This window comes from Nitratireductor aquibiodomus, from assembly GCF_900105565.1.
Classification (GTDB): domain Bacteria; phylum Pseudomonadota; class Alphaproteobacteria; order Rhizobiales; family Rhizobiaceae; genus Nitratireductor; species Nitratireductor aquibiodomus.
This window is the reverse complement of the sequence record NZ_FNSL01000001.1, coordinates 625,731-647,354: the sequence shown is the minus strand read 5'-3', so window position 1 is coordinate 647,354 and position 21,624 is coordinate 625,731. Positions and strand designations below refer to the sequence as shown.

Annotated in this window: 20 protein-coding genes; 7 read left to right on the top strand and 13 right to left on the bottom strand. The window is 60.3% G+C overall.

Features of this window, described 5'->3' with window-relative positions; translation table 11 throughout:
• Positions 1-513 precede the first annotated feature (513 nt).
• Both BLW55_RS03120 and BLW55_RS03115 read left to right on the top strand, forming a co-directional pair.
• A complete protein-coding gene (locus tag BLW55_RS03120) occupies positions 514-3,126 on the top strand; it encodes a DUF7507 domain-containing protein (protein ID WP_244508971.1) in 2,613 nt (870 codons plus the stop codon).
• A 725-nt stretch (positions 3,127-3,851) separates the two neighbouring features.
• Positions 3,852-6,656 carry a DUF7507 domain-containing protein gene (locus BLW55_RS03115; protein ID WP_090329868.1) on the top strand — a complete coding sequence of 935 codons (2,805 nt, stop codon included), beginning with the start codon at positions 3,852-3,854 and terminating at the stop codon, positions 6,654-6,656.
• Positions 6,657-6,714: 58 nt separating this feature from the next.
• Here BLW55_RS03115 and BLW55_RS03110 read toward each other — a convergent pair whose 3' ends face one another.
• Both BLW55_RS03110 and BLW55_RS03105 read right to left on the bottom strand, forming a co-directional pair.
• Positions 6,715-7,416: a retropepsin-like aspartic protease family protein gene (locus tag BLW55_RS03110; RefSeq protein WP_007008178.1), complete on the bottom strand. Its 702-nt coding sequence runs from the start codon at positions 7,414-7,416 to the stop codon at positions 6,715-6,717.
• Between the two features lie 2 nt (positions 7,417-7,418).
• Positions 7,419-7,652 carry a DUF1289 domain-containing protein gene (locus BLW55_RS03105; protein ID WP_007008177.1) on the bottom strand — a complete coding sequence of 78 codons (234 nt, stop codon included), beginning with the start codon at positions 7,650-7,652 and terminating at the stop codon, positions 7,419-7,421.
• A 45-nt stretch (positions 7,653-7,697) separates the two neighbouring features.
• On the opposite strand from BLW55_RS03105, the gene BLW55_RS03100 reads away from it, so the two are divergent.
• Entirely contained in the window at positions 7,698-8,753 is a 1,056-nt protein-coding gene (locus BLW55_RS03100; protein WP_007008176.1) for a nicotinate-nucleotide--dimethylbenzimidazole phosphoribosyltransferase, read from the top strand.
• A 23-nt stretch (positions 8,754-8,776) separates the two neighbouring features.
• Here BLW55_RS03100 and BLW55_RS03095 read toward each other — a convergent pair whose 3' ends face one another.
• A complete protein-coding gene (locus BLW55_RS03095; RefSeq protein WP_244508970.1) occupies positions 8,777-10,081 on the bottom strand; it encodes a sensor histidine kinase in 1,305 nt (434 codons plus the stop codon).
• Between the two features lie 333 nt (positions 10,082-10,414).
• Here BLW55_RS03095 and BLW55_RS03090 point away from each other — a divergent pair, with 333 nt between their 5' ends.
• The 4 genes from BLW55_RS03090 to BLW55_RS03075 all read left to right on the top strand — a co-directional run bounded on the left by BLW55_RS03090 (position 10,415) and on the right by BLW55_RS03075 (position 12,825).
• Entirely contained in the window at positions 10,415-10,975 is a 561-nt protein-coding gene (locus BLW55_RS03090) for a thermonuclease family protein (protein ID WP_090326614.1), read from the top strand.
• A gap of 7 nt (positions 10,976-10,982) precedes the next feature.
• On the top strand, positions 10,983-11,594 hold the full coding sequence (locus tag BLW55_RS03085; protein WP_007008174.1) for a glutathione S-transferase: 612 nt from the start codon (positions 10,983-10,985) through the stop codon (positions 11,592-11,594).
• A gap of 10 nt (positions 11,595-11,604) precedes the next feature.
• Positions 11,605-12,231: a uracil-DNA glycosylase family protein gene (locus tag BLW55_RS03080; RefSeq protein ID WP_177175008.1), complete on the top strand. Its 627-nt coding sequence runs from the start codon at positions 11,605-11,607 to the stop codon at positions 12,229-12,231.
• A gap of 99 nt (positions 12,232-12,330) precedes the next feature.
• Positions 12,331-12,825, top strand: coding sequence for an Lrp/AsnC family transcriptional regulator (locus BLW55_RS03075; protein WP_025030713.1), 495 nt, complete (start codon positions 12,331-12,333; stop codon positions 12,823-12,825).
• Here the strand turns inward: BLW55_RS03075 and BLW55_RS21080 are convergent.
• The 10 genes from BLW55_RS21080 to moaA all read right to left on the bottom strand — a co-directional run bounded on the left by BLW55_RS21080 (position 12,780) and on the right by moaA (position 21,621).
• Positions 12,780-13,388 (bottom strand): DUF3299 domain-containing protein, encoded by a 609-nt coding sequence (locus BLW55_RS21080; protein ID WP_090326612.1) that lies wholly within the window; start codon positions 13,386-13,388, stop codon positions 12,780-12,782. The genes BLW55_RS03075 and BLW55_RS21080 overlap by 46 nt on opposite strands.
• Before the next feature lie 9 nt (positions 13,389-13,397).
• Positions 13,398-14,267, bottom strand: coding sequence for an NAD(P)-dependent oxidoreductase (locus BLW55_RS03065; RefSeq protein ID WP_090326608.1), 870 nt, complete (start codon positions 14,265-14,267; stop codon positions 13,398-13,400).
• 36 nt (positions 14,268-14,303) lie between these two features.
• Positions 14,304-15,128, bottom strand: a complete 825-nt coding sequence (locus BLW55_RS03060) for an ABC transporter permease (protein WP_090326605.1) — start codon at positions 15,126-15,128, stop codon at positions 14,304-14,306.
• Positions 15,125-15,838, bottom strand: a complete 714-nt coding sequence (locus BLW55_RS03055) for an ABC transporter permease (RefSeq protein WP_007008168.1) — start codon at positions 15,836-15,838, stop codon at positions 15,125-15,127. Before BLW55_RS03055 ends, BLW55_RS03060 begins: the two co-directional genes overlap by 4 nt.
• A 163-nt stretch (positions 15,839-16,001) precedes the next feature.
• Entirely contained in the window at positions 16,002-16,787 is a 786-nt protein-coding gene (locus tag BLW55_RS03050; protein WP_007008167.1) for an ABC transporter substrate-binding protein, read from the bottom strand.
• A 161-nt stretch (positions 16,788-16,948) separates the two neighbouring features.
• Positions 16,949-17,467, bottom strand: coding sequence for a molybdopterin-guanine dinucleotide biosynthesis protein B (gene mobB, locus BLW55_RS03045; protein WP_090326603.1), 519 nt, complete (start codon positions 17,465-17,467; stop codon positions 16,949-16,951).
• Positions 17,464-18,087, bottom strand: a complete 624-nt coding sequence (mobA, locus tag BLW55_RS03040) for a molybdenum cofactor guanylyltransferase MobA (RefSeq protein WP_090326600.1) — start codon at positions 18,085-18,087, stop codon at positions 17,464-17,466. Before mobA ends, mobB begins: the two co-directional genes overlap by 4 nt.
• Before the next feature lie 9 nt (positions 18,088-18,096).
• The gene (locus tag BLW55_RS03035) at positions 18,097-19,302 is read right to left on the bottom strand and encodes a multidrug effflux MFS transporter (protein WP_007008164.1); all 1,206 of its coding nucleotides are present in this window, start codon (positions 19,300-19,302) and stop codon (positions 18,097-18,099) included.
• Positions 19,303-19,414: 112 nt separating this feature from the next.
• Positions 19,415-20,365: a DMT family transporter gene (locus tag BLW55_RS03030; RefSeq protein WP_370671648.1), complete on the bottom strand. Its 951-nt coding sequence runs from the start codon at positions 20,363-20,365 to the stop codon at positions 19,415-19,417.
• 251 nt (positions 20,366-20,616) lie between these two features.
• Complete coding sequence (moaA, locus tag BLW55_RS03025) at positions 20,617-21,621, bottom strand: GTP 3',8-cyclase MoaA (RefSeq protein ID WP_244509153.1); 1,005 nt, start codon at positions 21,619-21,621, stop codon at positions 20,617-20,619.
• Positions 21,622-21,624 lie beyond the last annotated feature (3 nt).

The following is a 21,624-nucleotide window of genomic DNA, read 5'->3' as shown; positions in this document are numbered from 1 at the left end:
GTCCGGGAGATTATGCTGTTGCTCTTGCTGGCGCTCGGACTGCTGTCATTCGCCAGCGGGTCGGCCAGCGCCCAGACCATTCCGCCAACATCGCCCTGTACGCCGGGTGGTGGTCAAACACCGCCTGGATGGACGAACGGCACAGGTAGTCCGGATTGTTCAACCCGCTCGGCGTGGGGGTTTGGGAACTATCCGTGGAAGAACGCGCCGCTTCCCGTTGTTCCAACAGGTGACACGACGTTTGCATCCATGGTCGCTAACGAGTCCATTCTGACCACGATGACCGGACTTGTGCCAGGTCGGACATATCGAATTCCGTTTTATGCGTTAGGTCGCGGAGTGAATGGCAGTGGTTACTCGAATGCCTGTGAGGGGCTCAAGCTGACAACGAGCGGCACGGATGAAACGATTCTGTTTCCAGATACGACTGCCTGGGGGCAGAGCGTGTTTGCTTTCACTGCGGTGTCGAGCTCGCAACCCCTTGAGGTTGCTGCGTACGGGACCACCGCCTGCGTGATCAGTTTTGCACTGGGAGCGGAAGTCATCGAGATCATCAAGACGGTCTCGGAAGGCGAGAAGGCTGGCGATGTTCTGACCTTCACGATGACGGTGGAGAACCAGGGCATCGGCTCGCTGAGCGATGTCTCGATCAGCGATGACGTTCTCGGGCGGGCCGACGGCACGCCATTGACGCCCGACAGCGGGCCGACTTTCGTCTCCGCTTCGGCCGGCTCTCCCGAGGGCACGCTGGCCGAAGGGGAAACGGCCACCTACACGCTGACCTACACACTGACACAGGACGATATTGATGCTGGCGGCCTGTCCAATGTGGCTACTGCCGAGGGAACCGACGAGAACGGGAACCTCTTCAACGATATTTCCAGCGACACGGCGACTATGGACGAGAACCCGACCACTGTGGCGATCCCGCCCAATCCCGACTATGACTTCATCAAACAGGCGGAGCTGGAAGATGCCAACGGCAATGGTCAGGCGGATGCCGGGGAACTGATCAATTACACGTTCACGCTCGAGAACACGGGCAATGTGACGCTGACGGATATCGTTGTCGAGGACGACAGGACCCCGGTTTCGGGCAGCCCCATCGCCTCGCTGGCGCCGGGTGAGAGCAGAGCCGACCTGACGGGCACCTATGCGGTCACGCAGGAGGATATCGACCGCGGCTATGTCGAGAACCTGGGGACGGCGACCGCGAAGGACCCGCAGGGCAAAGATGTGGACCGGCTGTCGAGGGCGCTGGAGGGCGTCCCGGGTGATCCGACGGTGGTCTCGTTCGAGCCGAAACCGGGCATCGAAGTGGACCTGATTGATGAATGGACCGACACGAACGGAAATGGCTATCCGGACGTCGGAGAACCGGTCACCTATTCATATGTGGTTCGCAATACCGGTAATGTGACACTGGACAACGTCGCATTCTCCTCATTGCAGATTGGGCCGGACACAACGGCGCCCCAGCCTTCGGTTGCCGTTCCCACAGGGAGCCTTTCGAGTTTTCTGCCCGGCAGCGAGGACACGACAACTTTCTCCACCTCTTACACGCTGACGCAGGCTGATATCGATGCCGGTGGGATTGTTGCAACGGCGAGTGTGGATGCCATGGCCCCCAACAGCACGCCGCTCGCCGACATATCGGACGACCCGGACGAAACGGCCGACGTTGATGTCGAAGGCGACGAGGAGCCTGACGATCCGACGCCAACCCTGCTGCCGCACAATGTTTCCCTCGCGCTACAGAAGTCGGGAATGTTCCAGGGAACCGAGGGGCAGTTTGCCGAGCCCGGGGACACGATCGTCTACGCGTTCAAGGTTACGAACGACGGCAATGTAACCGCCACCGATGTGGCTCCCAACGATCCGGGTCCCCGCTTCAACGGGCGCGTGGGCAGTGGAACGCTGACACCGTTCTCGCCCTCAAGCGCACAACTGGCTGCAGGAGAAAGCGCGACGTTTACCGCGACCTACACGGTGACGCAGTCTGATGTGGATGCAGCGCAGGGTGTCGAGGATGGTGTGAAGAACACGGCAACGGCGACCGGAACGGACCCGCTGGGGCAGGCTGTAACATCGCCTGATGCGATGGCCGTGGTCGACCTGCCAGGCTATGCGATCAGCAAGGTGACGCCGATGGCAGAGGTGCGGCGGGGTGACCGAGTTCCATACACGATCCGGGTGAAATCACTTGGTTCGGCAGGAGAAAGCACAGTCAACATTGTCGATATGACGCCGCCGGGTCTGACCTTTGTGCGTGGATCCGCGCAACTGGACGGGAGTCCTGTTGCGCCGAAAGCGGAGGGGCGGAAGCTGACATTCGAGAATGTTGCACTTCCTGCGAACACGGCGGTGCTGATTGATCTGGAGCTCGCTGTGACCTCGGCGGCAAAACCCGGTGAATATGTAAACCAGGCCTGGGTCGAGGACCTTTCCGGTGAGGTGTTGTCGAGGATTGCCGAGGCCGTTGTCGAAGTGGTGGTTGAGGCGGTGTTCGACTGCGGCGACATTCTTGGCAAGGTGTTCGACGACCGGAACCGCAACGGGTATCAGGATGCAGGCGAACCGGGGCTGGCGGGTGTGCGGGTTGCGACGGTGAAGGGCCTGCTTCTGACGGCAGACGACCAAGGGCGCTTTCATGTGGCCTGTGCCGACCTTCCCGACCAGCGGATCGGCACGAACTACATCATGAAGCTTGATCCGCGATCGCTGCCATCGGGGTATCGTCTGACGACGGAGAACCCGCGCGTGGTCCGGTTGACGGCGGGCAAGGCGTCCGAATTCCTGTTCGGTGCGTCCATTGGCCGGGTGGTGCGGCTTGATCTCACCGATGCGGCGTTTGTGCGGGGGTCGCACAGCCTGATGTCCGACTGGCAGGGGCACGTGTCCCAGTTGATCGCCCTGCTTGAGCACGAGCCTTCGGTTCTGCGTCTGGTCTATGCCGAAGGCGGTGAAGGCAAGCGGCTGGCGAAAAGGCGTATCAATGCGCTGCGCAAGCTCATCGCAAGCGAATGGCGGGACGTTGGCGGGCGCTATCGGCTGGAGATTGAATCCAGGATGTTGAGTGCGGCCAGTCGCCGTCCGGGGCAAACTCGTGACGTGGTCTACAAGTAGCGGCCTGCGCAGGTCAGTGGCACTCAGAGTAAATGTTTGCCGCAACAGTATGAATACCCCTCCGTAACTTACGTTTCGCGTTTATCTGTCCCAGTGCTCGGACAGTTCGTTGCCACCTTTGCGCGCGATGTCTGTGTCTCCCGTTTCCGCGTCTGGCCGAAGAAGGCCCAATCAGAAACCGAACCGTGGACGATGGTATGACGAGGCTTGTCATGTTCGAGAATCTCCAGACGATCTTGCTTGAACCGCAGAGAGCGGAAAGCACATTGGAATCCTTTCAACGGTTTTTAGGGGGCTCTTGCAGGCTCTTTTCAAACCGGCTTGGCGGGGCGGTCAAGCCGCCGCCGTGGAGGCGCAGGAACTCCACCAGCCAAAGCATGCGCACGGCATATGGCATGATGCGGTCTGCGGTTTGCGCGATTGCGCTTTCACTCTTGCTGGCGCTCGGACTGCTTGCATTTTCCAACGGGTCGGCGAATGCGCAGGATATTCCGCCAACATCACCCTGCACCTATGGTGCGAACCGTACACCGCCTGGGTGGACTGTCGGTTCTGGCACGCCGGATTGTTCGAACAGGACAACCAACGCTCTGACGGGTGCGCCCTGGAACGGGGGCCCAATCCCTGTAACTCCGAATGGCCACACAACCTTTACCTCGTTTCACAACGAAACCATTTCGACAACGATGACAAATCTCGAGGTGGGTCGGGAGTATCGCGTGCCGATGTTTGCGGCGCCGTGGTCGACGGGCACCTACGGTGCCTGTAGAGGCCTGACCGTTTCGACAACTGGAGTCAGTACAGACCTCGAATACCCCGCTGAAAGCGGCTGGAACCAGCAGGCGTTCGTGTTTACCGCGCAATCCACGTCGCAGCCCTTGACCATTGGTTCCTACAATCCCGACGGTGGCGCCTGTATGACGGCCTTCGTTCTGGGTTCTGAGGTCGCCGAGATCATCAAGACGGTTTCGGAAGGCGATAAGGCTGGCGACGTTCTGACTTTCACGATGACGGTTGAGAACCAGGGCATCGGCTCACTGAGCGACGTTTCGATCAGCGAGGACGTTCTTGAACGGGCCGACGGCACCCCATTGACCCTGGATAGCGGACCGACATTTGTTTCTGCCAGTGGCGGCTCGCCGGAAGGAATGTTGACCGAAGGGGAAACAGCCACCTACACAGCGACTTACACGCTGACGCAGGAAGATGTGGATGCTGGAGGCTTGTCCAATCAGGCTACGGCCGAGGGAACCGACGAGCGCGGGAACCTCTTCAACGATATTTCCAGCGACACGGCGAATGTGGACGAGAACCCGACCACGGTGACGATCCCGCCCAATCCCGACTATGATTTCATCAAGCAGGGGGAACTGGAAGATCTCAACGGCAATGGTCAGGCGGATGCCGGGGAACTGATCAATTACACGTTCACGATCGAGAACACGGGCAACGTAACGCTGACGGATGTCGTTGTCGAGGATGACAAGACCCCGGTTTCGGGCAGCCCGATCGCCTCGCTGGGGCCGGACGAGAGCAGATCCGACCTGACGGGCGCCTATGCGATCACGCAGGAGGATATCGACCGCGGCTATGTCGAGAATCTCGGGGAAGCGACCGCGAAGGACCCGCAGGGGAACGATGTGGACCGGCTGTCGAGGGCGCTGGAGGGCGTCCCGGGCGATCCGACGGTGGTCTCGTTCGAGCCGAAACCGGGGATCGAAGTGGACCTGATCGATGAATGGACCGACACGAATGGAAATGGCTATCCGGACGTCGGAGAACCGGTCACCTATTCCTTTGTGATCCGCAATACCGGCAATGTGACGCTGGACAATATCGTCATTGCTTCACTGGAGGTTACGGCAAATTCGTCGCAAACCTCGATACCGGTAGCACTTCCGGGAACCAGTCTGTCCAGTTTTGCCCCAGGCGGTGAGGACACGACGACATTCACGACTTCCTATACGCTGACGCAGGCCGATATTGATGCCGGCGGGATTGTCGCAACGGCGAGTGTGGATGCCATGGCCCCCAACAGCACGCCGCTCGCCGACATATCGGACGACCCGGACGAAATGGCCGACGTCGATGTCGAAGGCGACGGGGAGCCTGACGATCCAACACCCACTCCGCTGCCGCACAACGGTTCATTGGCAATCGAAAAAACGGGAGAGTTCCAGGGAGCCGAGGGGCAGTTTGCCGAGCCCGGGGACACGATCGTCTACACGTTCAAGGTTACGAACGACGGCAATGTGACTGTCACTGACGTCGTGCCTGCCGATCCGGGCCCCCGTTTTAATGACCGTCCCGGCAGTGGTGAACTTTCATCTTTCACACCGTCCAGCGAGGAGCTGGCGTCTGGACAGACGGCTACGTTCACAGCGACCTATACGGTAACACAGGATGATATCGATGGGGCGCAGGGTATCGAAGGCGGTGTGAAGAACACGGCAACGGCAACAGGCAAGGATCCCTTGGGGCAGGAGGTGATCTCACCCGAAGCTGAAGCGGCGGTCGATCTGCCAGGCTATGCGATCAGCAAGATGACGCCGATGGCGGAAGTTCATCGCGGTGGCCGTGTCCCATACACGATCCGCGTCAAGTCTCTCGGGTTTTCGGGAGAAAGCACTGTCAACATCATCGACATGACGCCATCAGGTCTGACCTTTGTGCGTGGTTCGGCTCTGCTGGATGGCAGTCCTGTTGCGCCCACAGCGGAGGCACGAAAACTGACATTCGAGAATGTCACGCTTCCCGCTGGAGGAGAGGTCCTGATCGATCTCGAGCTTGGTGTGACCTCGGCCGCAAAGCCTGGAGAATATGTGAACCGAACCTGGGTTGAGGATCTTTCGGGCGCAGCAATCTCCCGGGTTGCCACAGCAACCGTAGAGGTGGTGGTGGAAGCCCTGTTCGATTGCGGCGACATTCTTGGCAAGGTGTTCGACGACCGGAACCGCAACGGGTATCAGGATGCAGGCGAACCGGGTCTGGCGGGTGTGCGGGTTGCGACGGTGAAGGGCCTGCTGCTGACGGCGGACGATCACGGGCGCTTTCATGTGGCCTGTGCGGACCTTCCTGACCAGCGGATCGGCACGAACTACATCATGAAGCTTGATCCGCGATCGCTGCCATCGGGATACCGTCTGACGACGGAGAACCCGCGCGTGGTCCGGTTGACGGCGGGCAAGGCGTCCGAATTCCTGTTCGGTGCGTCCATTGGCCGGGTGGTGCGGCTTGATCTCACCGATGCGGCGTTTGTGCGGGGGTCGCACAGCCTGATGTCCGACTGGCAGGGGCATGTGTCCCAGTTGATCGCCCTGCTTGAGCACGAGCCTTCGGTTCTGCGTCTGGTCTATGCCGAAGGCGGTGAAGGCAAGCGGCTGGCGAAAAGGCGTATCAATGCGCTGCGCAAGCTCATCGCAAGCGAATGGCGGGACGTTGGCGGGCGCTATCGGCTGGAGATTGAATCCAGGATGTTGAGTGCGGCCAGTCGCCGTCCGGTGCAAACTCGTGACGCGGTCTACAAGTAGCGCCAATGAACACCCGGACGTCGCTCCGGGTGTTCATCCACCGGTGCCGGTCTTACCCTTAATCCCGAAGAATGATGCGGTCGCCGCGAAGTTCGAAGCCGGCCAGCGTGTTGATGAAGCTCATTCCAAGCAGGCTCTGGTCAAGGCGTCCCGGCTGCGCGACGTAAACCGGCAGATTGCTCCGCACAATGGATCCCACCTGAATTTCCGCCGCGCGGGCGCGGGCAACCAGCGCGGTGCCATTTGCGGTGGCAACTGGTGTCTGGAATTGCAATCCTTCAGGATCAAAGCCTGCCGAGCGCGCATCCGCATCCGAAAGAACGATGCTGCTGGCGCCTGTATCAATTAGCATGCGCAGGCCGGTACCATTTACATCCGCGACGACCTCGAAATGGCCGCTGGCGGAACGCTCCACCATCACCTGCGCCCGTCCGTCGCTACCCACTGCCGACACCGGGGTGCCCGGTATGAGGCCGGCTGTAACGCGGCTTGCTACATCCTGCAGTTCGTAGCGGTACTGATAAATGGCCACCAGAGCCAAAAGCAGAAAAACCCAGAAGGCGAGCGTTCTTGCCATCTCGCCGATCCGCAGGCCCGAGCCCAGTATCCCGACGATCAGAACGGCAGCCCAGAGCCCCATATAGAGGGTCGAGGCGAAGGCGGAGCTCTCAAGTCCCAGTACCGTGCCGGAATCATGATTGGCGATCAGCAGAATCAGGCCGCTCCCCAGTATGGCCATGGAAATCCAGAACAGCCGCATGGCTATTGTCCCTCCGCGCGCTGGCGGGTAAGGCGTGCGCGCCGCGTTTCTCGGCGCGGTCTGCGCTCCACGGTTTCAAGACGCGCGGGAAGTTCAGCCATGACGGTATCGCGCTCCCGTGGCGACATGGTGAGCCAGCCGGCAATTTCGTCGCGCGTGCGCCCGCAACCGAAACAGTAGCCCGACTTCATATCGATCGCGCATACCAGGATGCAGGGGGATTTGATGTCGGCCATGATCCTTCCAGCATTCTTAGCCCTGGCCCCAAGACATGGGGTATTGTGCCTGCCGACGCAAGCCACCAGTGCGGCCGCTATACCATTGCGCTTGATGCGCTTGGTGGCTATCTCGTTTCCGACACCAATCGGGAACCATTGTTCATGTCCTTCTCCGGAATGCCTTTCGACGACGTCCGCTCCCTGCTTTCCCAACTCGAAACGCCTGACGACACCCTGGCTGAAGCGATGACACAGGCATTCGCGCGGGCCGGCTACCCGGGGACCGCGCTGGGGCGTCTGCAGGAACTCGGCATATGGCTTGCACGTACCCGCGGGGCGGTGCCGCCGCTGATTGGCAAATCCGGCGTCGCGCTCTATGCCGCAACCCACGGCTTCGCGGAGGATGCGCTTCCTCAGCAGCGCGTGCGCGTCGATGCGGTTGCTGCGGGCGCTGCTGCGGTGTCGCATCTATGCGTCGCAGGCGATCTTTCCCTGAATGTGTTCGATCTGGCGCTAGACCTGCCATCGAATGACATCCGCGAGGATGCCTCTCTGGACGAACGCTCCTGTGCGGCCACGATCGCGTTCGGCATGGAAGCCACGGCTGAGGGCGCCGACCTTCTGTGTGTCGGGGCTTTGGGTGCACAGGCTGCGATTGCCGCAAGTGCAATTCTTCTCGCGCTTCTGAATGGGAAGCCGGAACAGGTGGGTGCTGCGGACAGGAACATCGTGTCTGAAGCGATTTCCTTCCATGCCGACCACCTGAGTGATCCGCTCGAGGTGCTGCGGCGATTGGGCGGGCGGGACATTGCAGCGCTTACGGGTGCCATTCTCGCAGCCCGCGTGCAGAACATCCCCGTTGTTCTCGACGGGTTGCCGGCTTTGGCCGCAGCGGCGGTGCTCTACCGGCTGGCACCACACGCAATTTCTCATTGCGTCCTTGCGAGTTCGAATAGCCCGCTTGAGATATGGGCAGCCGAACAGCTTGCGCTTAAGCCACTCCTTGAGCTGGAGTTTTCCGGTGAGGCAGGGTGTGCTGGCGCTGTCGCGGCTGGTCTTCTCAAATCAGCCGCCGCGTTGGCCGGCGGGGTCGCGGAGGTCGCCAGGCGTATGGGGTGAGCCGTGGGGTCGGGAAGGGGGTGTCAAGTGCCGCCACCCGATGCGCGCCTGCGCTCGGTGGGAACGGCGGGAAGCTCTTCCATCACGCGTGAACGCGGGAAGGCAACAATCGCATCGGTCCCGGAACGCAGCCTGGAGTTCAGTTCGAAAACGCCATTGTGCAACGCTGCCAGTCCCTGAACGATTGGCAGGCCGAGGCCGGTGCCCTGTTCCGCGCTTTTGATGGCAATGGATCCCTGTCCGAATGCCGAGAGAACCACGGCAAGTTCGTCGTCCGGTATGCCCGGGCCGTTGTCCTTGATGGCGATGTATTGTCCGCCTCCAGCCGTCCAGCCGACCCGGATGTGCACGGAGCTCCCTGTCGGGCTGAATTTGATGGCGTTGGAAAGAAGGTTGAGCGTGATCTGGCGGACGGCACGCTCGTCGGCGAAAAGCCGCAGCAGGGTTGGCTCCACATCGAGCCTGAACGAGATGTCCTTGCCACGTGCCTTCATTTCCATGAGGCGGCAGCAGTCCTCGACGATTGCGCCGAGTGACAGCGGCTCCTCATTGAGCCGATAGCGCCCCGCCTCAATGCGCGAGAGGTCGAGTATCTCGTTGATCAGGCTAAGCAGGTGCTTGCCGGAACTGTGAATGTCATTGGCGTAGTCGCGATAGGTCGCATTTTCCAGCGGACCCAGAACCTGATTGGCCATGACCTCGGAGAAGCCGAGAATTGCGTTCAGGGGGGTTCTGAGCTCATGGCTCATCGACGCAAGAAACCGAGATTTCGCCAGGTTGGCTTCTTCGGCACGCCGCCGCGCCTCATCCGACATGGATTTGGCCGTTTCCAGTTCGCCCACGAGCGCATTCTTCTCGCTTTGGAATGAGAGAAGGGTCAACGCAGCGCGGTTTCGATGGTGCGCGACATAGGCGAGGAAGGGCAGCGATGCAGCCAGGACCAGTCCCATCATCAATGTGCCCATTGTGGGTTCACTGCTCACCCTGAAGGCGAACAGGCAGACCGGCAGTGCGAAAGCCGCAACCAGAGCGCCACCTAGTGTCGCCGTCACGATTGCCGTTCCTGCGATGACGAGAAGCAGAAAGACACCCTGCATGATCTGCGGTTCTGACAACATGCCGACGGGAAGAGGCAGAAACGCGAAACAGGCCCATCCGAGGCCGCTGGCGAAATGGGCGGCAAAAAGCCACTGCCGTGTCCGCGTGACCTCAATTTCGTTTTCCGGCATTCCCTCGAGACGGCGCGCAAGCAAGAAGAGCGGCAGGTAACCGGCAAGGCAGGCGAGTGCCCACAGGCACGTGATCTGCAGATCAAGCCCGAAATACACCCCCCGAGGCTGATCGCCAGGATCAGCAGGACTGGCTTGATGGCGTTCGAGAGAATGGCGCGCGCGTGCATTTTGAGCATGTCGCGGTTGAAATCTGGCGGGCCGAGGCTTTGAGACAGCCGGTCGCGCGTGCGGCGCACGGCAAGACCCACATTGCTGTTGCGATGCGGCTTGGTGCGGTCCACAATGAACTTGTCGGCCGATTTTGACGCTTCCGGCACCATAACCCGTTTGAATTCCCGCTATTCACCGCTCAACCTATTCGTGAATGATTAAGAGACCCTTCAAAAGATGAGAGGCCGCCGAAACGCGCGGAAACGCGGCCGCCGGTCCATGCGCCTGACGGATCTGTTGCTGACCCTGCTGCTGCTGGGCGGAATAGCGCTTCTGGTCGACCGGCTTCAGCGTATTGGCAGCCAGACGCTAAGCGGTCAGGTCATTGTGCATGATGGCGATACACTGACGGTTGCCGGTGAACGTATTCGTCTTGAAGGCATCGATGCGCCTGAGTTCCAGCAAAGCTGCACCCGCGACGGGCAGGACTACGCCTGCGGGCGAGAGGCGCTTCGGGCGCTGCGCCGGTTAGTGGCAGGCGCAGAGGTGGTGTGTGAAGGCTATGAGCGCGACCGCTATGATCGTCTTCTGGCCCGCTGTAAGGTGAACGGGAAAGATATCGGCGAAGCGCTTGTTGCGGCTGGCTGGGCGCTGGCCTATGGCGCTTACGACGGGGCCGAGGCAGAAGCGCGCCGGGCACGGCGCGGCATATGGGCCGGCGGTTTCGAGGCCCCGCATGACTGGCGTGTTGAACATCAGAGCGAGCCGCGTCCGGCGGATGGCGATCTGCTTAAGCGCCTTTGGGACAGGTTTGTGGAGTGGTTTTCAGGCGAAGGGTGATTGGATCATGAAGCTTTACGACGGCGGCAGGGCGCCCAATCCGCGGCGCGTGCGGATTTTCCTGGCGGAAAAAGGCATTGAAGTGCCCATCGAACCGGTGGACATGGGCGCGCTGGAGCACAAATCTGAAACGCTGACCCGCCTTAACCCCCTGCAGCGCTTGCCCGTTCTGGAACTGGACGACGGCACGGTGCTGACGGAAACCGTTGCGATCTGCCGCTATTTCGAGGCGCTTCACCCGGAACCCGCGCTTTTCGGCACGGGAGCGCTTGGAGTTGCGACTGTGGAAATGTGGCAGCGCCGGGTGGAGATGCACCTGTTCTATCCCATTGCACAGGCCTTCCGGCATCTTCATCCGGCCATGAAGGAATGGGAGGTGCCGCAAGTCGCGGCATGGGGTGAAGCCAATAAGCCCAAGGCCCTTGAGTTCCTCTCCTATCTCGATGAGGCACTGGCCGACCGTCCATTCATAGCCGGCGAGGACTATTCGATTGCCGATATCACAGGGCTTGTGAGCATCGATTTCATGAAGCTCGCACGCCTGACAGTCCCGGACGGGCTCGATCACCTTATGCGCTGGTATCACACGGTTGCCGGGCGACCGAGCGCCAGGGCCTGAGCGTACGGACGTGCAGAATGATCGGCTTGAAACGCTGCTGACGCGCATTCGTGCGTGCCGGATTTGTGTTGAGGAGCCGGCTGTTAGACCGTTGCCGCACGAGCCGCGGCCGGTCGTCGTTGGCTCGCGCAGCGCACGGATTCTTATTGCGGGGCAGGCGCCAGGAACACGGGTTCACGCTTCCGGTCTACCGTTCGATGACCGGTCGGGAGACCGGCTGCGAGACTGGCTCGACGTCGATCGCCCGACATTTTACGACCCATCCTGTTTCGCCATTGCCCCGATGGGGTTCTGCTTTCCCGGGCTCGATGCCAAAGGTGGGGATCTGCCGCCGCGCAGGGAGTGCGCGCCGGCCTGGCGTGCGCAATTGATGGAAGCAATGCCGCAGATCGAACTTGTTCTCGTTATTGGCCAGTATGCGCAGGCCTGGCACCTGGGCGGCGAGCGTTCCAGAACCCTCACCGAGACGGTGCGCGACTGGCGCCGGTTGCTGGCGCTCGACCTGGAGCCACGCGTTCTGCCACTGCCGCATCCTTCATGGCGCAACACGGGGTGGCTGAAAAGGAATCTCTGGTTTGAACGCGATCTGTTGCCTGTTCTTCGTGAGGAAATTCATCGGCTTCTTTCAGATAAATGAGGAATATCTGATCGCGGTTCTCATTTGCGGAGCAAAAAATTTCTTGTTGGTTTGGGTTTCTCTTGTCATTTTAGGAAATCATTTTCTCCGGAGTTCATCATGGATCGCCTTGATCGCAAGATCCTGCGCCTGTTGCAGGAAAATTCGACCCTTGCCGTAGCCGATGTTGCAAAAAAGGTCGGTCTGTCCACGACACCCTGCTGGAGGCGTATCCAGAAGCTGGAGGAAGAAGGCGTCATTCGCCGGCGTGTGGCGGTGCTCGATCCGGAAAAGGTCAATGCCCGGGTCAATGTGTTCGTGTCGATCCGCACGAACATGCATAGCCATGAATGGCTGAAGCGCTTCTCCGAGGTGATCCAGCAGTTTCCCGAGGTGGTCGAGTTTTATCGGATGAGCGGCGATGTGGACTATCTGCTGCGCGTCGTGGTGCCGGATATCGCCGCCTATGACGCCTTCTACAAGAGGCTGATTGCCAAGATCGAAATCCGCGATGTCTCATCCACCTTCGCAATGGAGCAGATCAAATACACGACCGAGCTGCCGCTCGACTATCTCGTTCTGGACAAGGATTCCGGGGGTACCAATGGCGGCTGACTGGACGATCTCGCGCCGTTGACAACGCGATGCCATGGATTGTCCGGGGAGGGTGTCTGCAGTCCAGGAAAGGTTCTGTTCGGGCTCACCCCGGCACCCCTTACCGTATAGCCGGACGTTATCACTGCTGCGCCATCCAAAATGAAAAGCTGGGTTTTCTCCAGACCGGGCCGCAGTGCGCCGGTTATCGTCACCGGCTCGTAGTTGGAGCTCAGGCGGTAAGGGGTTGATGGCACGACCCGGATGACCTGGCTGGGTGGCGGCTGCTGCATGTGGCTGCAGGCGCCTCGGCGCGCCACCAGCATGAACGAGTAGACCAGTTCGCCCTCGCGGTCGGCAGGGAGGAGGTAGCCGGAAAGGCTGATCGTCTGGCCGCTCAGTTTGCTGGCTGCCAAGCTTTGCGGATTTTCTGGGTCCGGGGAAGCAAGGGCAGCCCATTCGACAGGGCGAGCCGACCCCGCTTGCGGCGCGGTTTCGGAACCGGCGGCGGGTGAGGCGATGAGGGCCGGTGCAGAGAGCGCGCCGAGGGTTGTTGCGAGAAATGCCGCGCACCGGCCAGTCATTGTCTGCTCCTATTTTGCCAGGCGGGCGAGCAGGGAGGACGTATCCCAGCGGCGCCCCCCCATCTTCTGGACATCCTTGTAGAACTGATCCACCAGAGCGGTGACAGGTAAGCTTGCACCGTTGCGGTCGGCCTCGGCAAGGCAGATTCCGAGGTCCTTGCGCATCCAGTCGACCGCGAAGCCGAAATCATACGTGCCCTGGTTCATGGTCTTGTGACGGTTTTCCATCTGCCAGGAGCCGGCCGCACCCTTGGAAATCACGTCGACGACCTTCTCGATGTCGAGCCCGGCCTTCTGGCCGAAGTGAATGCCTTCAGCGAGCCCCTGCACCAGCCCGGCGATGCAGATCTGGTTGATCATCTTGGTGAGTTGCCCGGCACCGGCCGGGCCCATCAGTCCGACCATCCGGGCGAAGGACTCGATCACAGGCTTTGCCCTTTCGAACACCGCTTCCTCGCCACCGCACATGACCGTCAGGATACCGTTTTCGGCGCCGGCCTGACCGCCGGATACGGGCGCGTCGATGAAGCCGAAGTCGCGCTTCCGCGCTTCTTCGGCGAGTTCACGTGCCACTTCAGCGGAAGCGGTGGTGTTGTCGATGAAGACTGCGCCCTCTTTCATGCTCTGGAAGGCGCCGTCCTCGCCGAGCGTCACCGAGCGCAGGTCATCGTCATTGCCGACGCAGGCGAAGACAAAGTTCTTGCCGGCAGCGGCTTCCCGAGGCGTGGGGGCGTGCGCGCCGCCATGCTCCTTGACCCAGCTCTGCGCCTTCGCGGCGGTGCGATTATAGACCGTGACCTTGTGCCCGCCCTTGTTCTGAAGATGCGCGGCCATCGGATATCCCATGACCCCGAGCCCGATGAATGCGACGTCTGCCATTCGGAAATTTTCTCCCTGATATGCGTGTTCTAAGTGTCAGCGCTTCAGATGCTTGGTGATACGACGCTCTATCCAGTCTATCGTGTTGCGCAGGATTTCGACGATGCCAAGATAGATGATGGCGGCCCAGATGTAAGTCTGGAAGTCGAATGTGCGAGCGTAGGCGCGCCGTGTTTCGCCCATCAGGTCGTAAACCGTGATGATTGCGACGATGGCAGAGCCCTTGATCATCAGAATGATCTCGTTGCCATAGGGTCTCAGCGCGACAATCAGCGCCTGCGGAATGATGATTTTGCGGGCGGTCTGGAAGCTGGAGAGGCCCAGTGCCGACGCGGCCTCCCATTGGCCCTTGCCGACGCTCTCGATCGCCCCGCGCAGGATTTCGGCCTGGTAGGCGGCGGTGTTGAGGGTGAAAGCGAAGACGGCGCAGTACCAGGCCTCCCGGAAAAACGTCCACAGCCCCACCGCCTGAAGCTCGGGTCTGAAAGAGCCCAGGCCATAATAGACCAGGAATGTCTGGGCGAGCAGGGGCGTTCCGCGGAAAAAATAGACATATGCATAGGCAAGGGCGGCAATGAACCTGTTTCTTGATGCACGCCCAAGCGCGACAGGCACGGAAAGGATCGCACCGAGAAAAACCGAAACAGCGACAAGCTGGATGGTGACCCAAAGGCCGGACAGATAGCGCGGCGCGTAACGGGTGAAGATGTCGGGGTCCCAGGCGTTGATCATGAAGCCGAGGACGGCAAGCCCGAGGACTGCCCAGATCGCGAGCAGGATCACACCGATTGTCCGGGCTCTCGTCCAACCCTGTCTGGCGACGGGCGGGCGCTCAACGGTTGCTTGTATATCTGCACTCATCGCTGCGCTCCATGGCGTTTGGTCCAGTTCTCGATGATGCCAAGGGCGATCGAGGAGAGCATGGCCAAAGCGAGATAAAGCAGGCATGCAATGCCAAAGAACAGAAACGCCTCCTTGGTGACGCGCGCGGCAATGCCGGTCTGGCGCAGTATGTCGGCAAGGCCGATCACGGAAACAAGCGCGGTGTCTTTCAGGAGGATCAGCCAGAGATTGGAAAGGCCCGGCAGGGCCAGCCTGATGAGCTGGGGCAGGATGATCAGGCGCATGGTCTGCGCGTTCGAGAGGCCAATGGCGTGACCGCCCTCATACTGTCCCTGCGGGATTGCCCGAAACGCAGCGAGAAACACTTCGCTTGCGTAGGAAGAGAAGACCGCGCCGAGCGCCACCATGCCCGCCACAAACGCGTTGATTTCGATGCTGGCGTCCGGATTGAAGAGGCGCACAAGCTGCTGCAGGCCGATCTGTGCACCGTAGAACACGAGGAACAGCGTCAACAGCTCCGGCAGTCCACGGAAAATCGTTGTGTATATGTTGGCTGCCAGGCGTAGTGCCTTGTCGCTGGAACGCTTGCCCAAAGCGACGAAAAAGCCGATCGCCAGTCCCAATGGTAATGTGGCCAGTGCCAGCGACACCGTCAGAAGAACGCCCTTGGCGATGTCATCGCCCCAGCCTTCCGGGCCAAAACTCAAAAGGGTCCAAACCCTTTCCATCTCCCAAAATCCCTGTCCGAACCGCCTGACCCGGCATCCCTTTGCGGATTGGCGATTTTCCTTTTCATTCCGGCGCTATTTCCAGAACCGTATGCAATACAGGCGGCCGAACACCCGGGTCCGGCCGCCTGCGGCAGTATCAATCAGGACATCGCAAAGGCGCTCAATCGCCGTAGACGTCGAACGAGAAATACTTGTCGTTGATTTCCTTGTACTTTCCATTCTCACGGATTGCCGTGATCGCGGCATTCAGCTTCTCACGAAGTTCGTCTTCGCCCTGCCGCACGGCAATGCCGATGCCGGGCCCGTAGATATCCTCACGCGGTGTAAGCGTGCCGAGAACCTTGCAGCAAGCGCCGTCATCACTGTCGAGGAATTCCTGCAGGACGATGATGTCGTCGATGACGGCATCAAGCCGTCCGTTGACCATATCGAGCTTGTATTCCTCCGCGGTCGGATAGACCTTCACGTCGCTGTCGGAAAAGGTGGTCTCGGCGAAATTCGCGTGTGTGGTTGCACCCTGTGCGCCGATGACCTTGCCGGCGAGATCCTCCGGCGAGATGCCTGCGATGTCAGACTCTTTCGGCACAACGAGTGCCGGCGGGGTGTTGTAGTATTTGTTGGTGAAGTCGACCTGCTTCTTGCGGTCTTCGGTGATCGACATGGAGGCGACAATGGCGTCGAACTTGCCAGCCTGAAGGGCCGGAATGATGCCGTCCCAGTCCTGTGTCACGAATTCGCACTCAGCTTTCATCTCCTCGCAGAGTGCCTTGGCGATATCAACGTCAAAACCTTCAAGAGAACCGTCCGCGGTCAGGTTGTTGAAGGGGGGATAGGCACCTTCGGTACCGATCTTGAGCTTCATCATGTCCTGGGCATGGGCGGAGCCCACTGCCAGTGCCAAAGCTGCTGCAGGCAGTGCGAGCGCGATACGCCTTGAAATACGCATTCTGGTTCCTCTCATCTTATTATCTACCGCTGCCGGCTGCGTGCCAGAGCGGAACTTGAAGCCGGATACTCCCACCGATCCGATTCAAATTGCAACCTTAAAGGTGACTGGTCCCATGCAATGAATGCGCGCGCCTGGACCCCTGCTATCAGGCACTGGCCTTAGTGCGTTTCTCCTCCGATGCCGGTATGGCTGATGATGAAGTCGGCAATGCCATCGATATCGCCGAGAGCGAATTGCGGCAGGGTCTGGCTTTCGGTGTCGTGGTCCGTCGCCACCGCCACGATCCCCGGGTCGGTCGTCGCCAGAAAGCTGTGGTCTCTGGTGTCTTGCCGGCGACATTCCAGTTTCGGGTGATTTTCGCGCTTGAAACCTTCGATCAGCACCAGATCGCATGGGGAGAGGCGTGCGAGCATTTCCTGCAGTGTCGGCTCCCGCTCCTCCGCCAGCTCATGAATAACCGCCCAGCGTCTGCCTGAAACGATTGCAACCTCCTGCGCACCGGCGGCACGGTGACGGAAGGAGTCCGTGCCCTCATGGTCAATATCAAACGTATGGTGGGCGTGTTTCAGGGTGGCTATCCTGAAGCCGCGTTTCGTCAACTCCGTCACAAGGGCTGCGGTCAGGGTGGTCTTGCCCGAATTCTTCCAGCCGACAATGCCGAAAACCGGTTGTTTCACGGTGTTTCCCTCCGGTGTCTTTCGCGCGCCCTTTCAAGGTCGTCAGGCGTGTTGATGTTGAAGAACGGATCGTCCCCGGGCGCACACGGAAAGTCGACGATGGCAGCGTTGTGGAGATCGCACGCATAGGCGGTGACGCGGCGACTACCGCCTTCGACAAGATACCGGGCGAGATCATCGGCAAGTTCAACAGGCCAGAGGGCGAAGACAGAATGCAGCCTGCCGCTGGTTCTGGCGATGGCCGGAACCGAAGATGCCCCCGCGGCATCTGCAAGGCGCGCAACAAGATCGCGAGGAAAGAAGGGGGTGTCCGCTGCCGCCGTTGCAACATGCGAGGCCTCGGGGACGGCGCTTCTCACCCACTGCAGTGCCGCGAGCACGCCTCCCAGAGGACCAACGGGCTCAGGAACCGGATCGGCGATCACCTCAAGCCCGAGCGTCGCAAACCTTTCAGGGTCGCCATTGGCATTGAGGGCAATACGGTCGACCTGTGGCGAGAGCCTGTCGATGACCGATCGGATGACCGTTTTCTCATTGAGGCGCAGCAGTCCCTTATCGCCACCGCCCATGCGGCGTGCCGTTCCGCCCGCCAGGATTACCCCTACAATGCCCTTTCTCATCGCTCGGCCTCAGATGTTTCCCGCCTGCCTGGCAACATAGATCACGTAGAGCGATGCGGCGATGGCGAGTACGGAGGATACGAGCATTACCCAGATCAGCGGAAACGGGCCTGATTCGGGCGAAAGGACAGCGCCGGCGATCACCGAGAGTGCGGCGCCGCCGCCAATCTGCAGCGCTCCGCCGAGGCCCGAGGCGGAGCCGGCCAGGTGCGGCCGGACGCTGACGATACCGGCATTGGCGTTCGGCATGGTCATGCCATTGCCGATCCCGACGAAGAATGACGGGCCGAAAAGCGACATGGGATGGAAGAAGCCGACCGCAAAGAGGACCAGCGCGAGGACAAGCCCAAGAGATGCCAGAGTATTGCCCGCCAGCATCATCGGATTGATGCCGATCCGCTTCGAAAAGCGACCGGAAAGGAAGTTGCCGATCATGTACCCCACCGAGATCAGGATGAAATACATCCCGTATTGCGAGGGGGTGAGGTCGAGGATTTCGGTCGCCACGTATGGGCCGCCGCCAAGAAAGGCGAAAAACGCTCCCGAGGCCATGGCGGCTGTCGCCGTGTAGCCCCAGAAACGCCGGGCCCGGAAGAGCTCGGGATAGTTTCTGACCTGAGCGGTCATGCTACTGGACGGTGTGTTGTTCGTTTCTCCGAGATCAAGATAGACGATGAGAAGAGAGAGCAGCCCGAAACCCAGGATCAGGTAAAACGCTGCCTTCCAGCCGTAGAGTTCATCGAGGAAACCGCCGATCAGAGGACCGAGCATCGGAGCGAGCGTCATGCCCATGGTGATGTAGCCGATGCGGCTGGCAGCCTCATCAGCGCCCACCGTGTCGCGCACGATGGCGCGGGACAGGACCATGCCTGCTGCAGCGAATGCCTGCATCACCCGGCAGATAAGGAAGACCGTAATGTTGGGCGCGACCAGTGCGGCGATGGTGGCCAGAATGAAGATGACAAAGCAGGTGAGCATGACTGGGCGGCGACCGAAGCGGTCGGAGGCCGGGCCGATGCCCAGTTGCAGAACGGCGGTGGCGGCGAGATAGAGCGAAACTGCCAGCTGGACGACGCCGTAATCCGCCCTGAAATATTCCGCCATACCCGGGAGGGACGGAAGGAACACGTTCATCGAGACCGCTGCCGTCGCAGTTGCGATAACCAGTGTGACGATATGAGGGGGCGTGGCGGAGCGGGGTAAGAATTTTTCCATAACGTCTTGCGAACCTTGCGTAATCAATCGTCGGCGCGTGCAGGCCGGAATTGGCGCGCGCTGGAATGGGATCCGAGCCAGTCGGATGGTTTTGAATGAATGGTTGAAATCTTCATGTGCCTTCCGTGGCCATGCCGGGGCCTGTGCTCCTGGCGGCAGGCTTCGTCCGGTTGACGACCTGTTCGCGGTAGAGCGTATAGAGACCCGAGCACACCACCAGAAAAGCACCGGCCATCATGACGCGATCGGGCCAATCGGCAAAAAGCACGATGCCAAGGCCGATGGCCCACAGGAGGGCGGTATAGCGGAAGGGGGCGATGAAGGAGAGCTCGCCGGCCCGCAACGACAGGACGATGAAGTGATAGCCGCAGACAATGCATAAGGTGGCGCCCACAAGAATGGCGAAGTCTGCTCCACTCATGGGGGACCATCCTCCATAGGGGACGAGCAGGACTGCACCGGCGATGGTCACCGATGCAGCCGTTACCGTGGAAATCATCGGCGAGGGTATCTCGGACGGAATCTTCCGGGTCGTCAGGTCCCGCATGGTGGCGAATGCAACCGCAGCGACGCCGTAAAGCGAATAGGCGTTGAAAGCGTCGAAGCCAGGCCGGATGATGATCAATATGCCGATGAAACCAACGATAATTGCGCTCCAGCGGCGCCAGCCCACAGGCTCATTCAGGAAGAAGGCTGCTCCGAGTGTAACGGCCAGCGGAAGCGCCTGCATGACAGCGGCGAGGTTGGCGATCGGCATATGTGCGAGGGCCGAAAGAAAGCATATTGTGGCACCGGTCTCGCCTGCAACACGCAGCGCCACCATCGGGTGCAGGACTGCGCGCGGCTTTTTCATTGCTTTCCACTGCCAGGCGAGCAGCAGCATGACAAGTGTCGCCATAACCCCGCGCACCAGCATGACCTGCGCCATGTTCATGGCTTCGGCAACGAGCTTGGTCAGACCGTCATTAACGGTGAAGCCGGCCATTGCAATGGACATAAAAAGCGCACCGCGCGCATTCGGCGAAAACGACACGACCACCCCGCGATGCACAACGCCGGACACGTCCCAGACCCTTGGGGGCGCATGTCTACGTTGAACGAGTTCCTACGGTTTTTGGTGAAAAACGAATCCCACCTCCACAACAGGTTCTGATGCTAAGTATACCTTATGGACTTGGCAATTGGTTCGTTGCCGAAAACTGGCGATCCAGTCCTGGAGCGGTTCACCGTTACACGGAAACGCCGCTCTGCTCTGTCATCTGATCTACCGCATTTGTGCGGACGTCAGGTGATTCCACCTGACTGCAAAATGCCCTAACCGCCCGTGACGCTCATGTGCCGGGAGACCGAGGGACGGCTGGTGCGCCGGTCGATGACGAAGTCATGTCCCTTGGGCTTGCGGGCGATGGCATTGTTGATTGCCTCGGCCAGAAGCTCATTGCCTTCCGAAGCTCTGAGGGCAGCGCGCAGATCGGCAGAATCATCCTGACCGAGGCACATGTAGAGCATGCCGGTGCAGGTGATGCGGACGCGGTTGCAGCTTTCACAGAAATTATGCGTCATCGGGGTGATGAAGCCGAGTTTGCCGCCCGTTTCAGCGACTTCCACATATCGGGCCGGACCACCTGTCTTGAAAGGAATGTCTTTCAGCGTGAACTGCCGCTCCAGTTGCGCGCGAAGGAGCGACAGAGGAAGATACTGATCCGTCCGGTCGGCATCGATCTCGCCCATGGGCATCGTCTCGATCACGGTCATGTCCATGCCGCGCCCATGCGCCCAACGCAGCATGTCGGGAATCTCGTCTTCATTGAAACCCTTGAGTGCCACGGTGTTGAGCTTGATCTTCAGACCGGCTTCCTCCGCCGCCTCAATGCCGCGCATCACCTTTTCAAGCCGGCCCCATCGCGTGATCGCGTGGAACTTGTCCGGATCGAGCGTGTCGATCGAGACGTTGATGCGCTTCACGCCGCAATCGGCCAGTTCGCCGGCAAAGCGTTCGAGCTGCGATCCGTTGCTGGTGAGCGTGAGTTCGTCGAGCGCACCGGATTTCAGATGTCGTGAGATCTGGCGCACCAGATGCATGATGTTCTTGCGTACCAGTGGTTCGCCGCCGGTCAGGCGCAGGCGCCGCACGCCTTTTTCAATGAAGACGGTGCAGAGGCGGTCCAGTTCCTCAAGGCTGAGCAGGTCACGCTTGGGAAGAAAGGTCATGTCCTCCGCCATGCAGTAGACACACCGGAAGTCGCAGCGGTCGGTTACCGAAACGCGCAGATAGTCTATGGTGCGCCCGAAAGGATCGATCATGGTGCTCTGCGTCATAGG

Coding starts and splice junctions, on each gene's coding strand:
- BLW55_RS03115 (WP_090329868.1), top strand. CDS start 3,852: ATGTTTGCGGCGCCGTGGTCGACGGGCACCTACGGTGCCTGTAGAGGC.
- BLW55_RS03110 (WP_007008178.1), bottom strand. CDS start 7,416: ATGCGGCTGTTCTGGATTTCCATGGCCATACTGGGGAGCGGCCTGATT.
- BLW55_RS03105 (WP_007008177.1), bottom strand. CDS start 7,652: ATGGCCGACATCAAATCCCCCTGCATCCTGGTATGCGCGATCGATATG.
- BLW55_RS03090 (WP_090326614.1), top strand. CDS start 10,415: ATGCGCCTGACGGATCTGTTGCTGACCCTGCTGCTGCTGGGCGGAATA.
- BLW55_RS03085 (WP_007008174.1), top strand. CDS start 10,983: ATGAAGCTTTACGACGGCGGCAGGGCGCCCAATCCGCGGCGCGTGCGG.
- BLW55_RS03075 (WP_025030713.1), top strand. CDS start 12,331: ATGGATCGCCTTGATCGCAAGATCCTGCGCCTGTTGCAGGAAAATTCG.
- BLW55_RS21080 (WP_090326612.1), bottom strand. CDS start 13,388: ATGACTGGCCGGTGCGCGGCATTTCTCGCAACAACCCTCGGCGCGCTC.
- BLW55_RS03065 (WP_090326608.1), bottom strand. CDS start 14,267: ATGGCAGACGTCGCATTCATCGGGCTCGGGGTCATGGGATATCCGATG.
- BLW55_RS03060 (WP_090326605.1), bottom strand. CDS start 15,128: ATGAGTGCAGATATACAAGCAACCGTTGAGCGCCCGCCCGTCGCCAGA.
- BLW55_RS03055 (WP_007008168.1), bottom strand. CDS start 15,838: ATGGAAAGGGTTTGGACCCTTTTGAGTTTTGGCCCGGAAGGCTGGGGC.
- BLW55_RS03050 (WP_007008167.1), bottom strand. CDS start 16,787: ATGCGTATTTCAAGGCGTATCGCGCTCGCACTGCCTGCAGCAGCTTTG.
- mobA (WP_090326600.1), bottom strand. CDS start 18,087: ATGAGAAAGGGCATTGTAGGGGTAATCCTGGCGGGCGGAACGGCACGC.
- BLW55_RS03035 (WP_007008164.1), bottom strand. CDS start 19,302: ATGGAAAAATTCTTACCCCGCTCCGCCACGCCCCCTCATATCGTCACA.
- moaA (WP_244509153.1), bottom strand. CDS start 21,621: ATGACGCAGAGCACCATGATCGATCCTTTCGGGCGCACCATAGACTAT.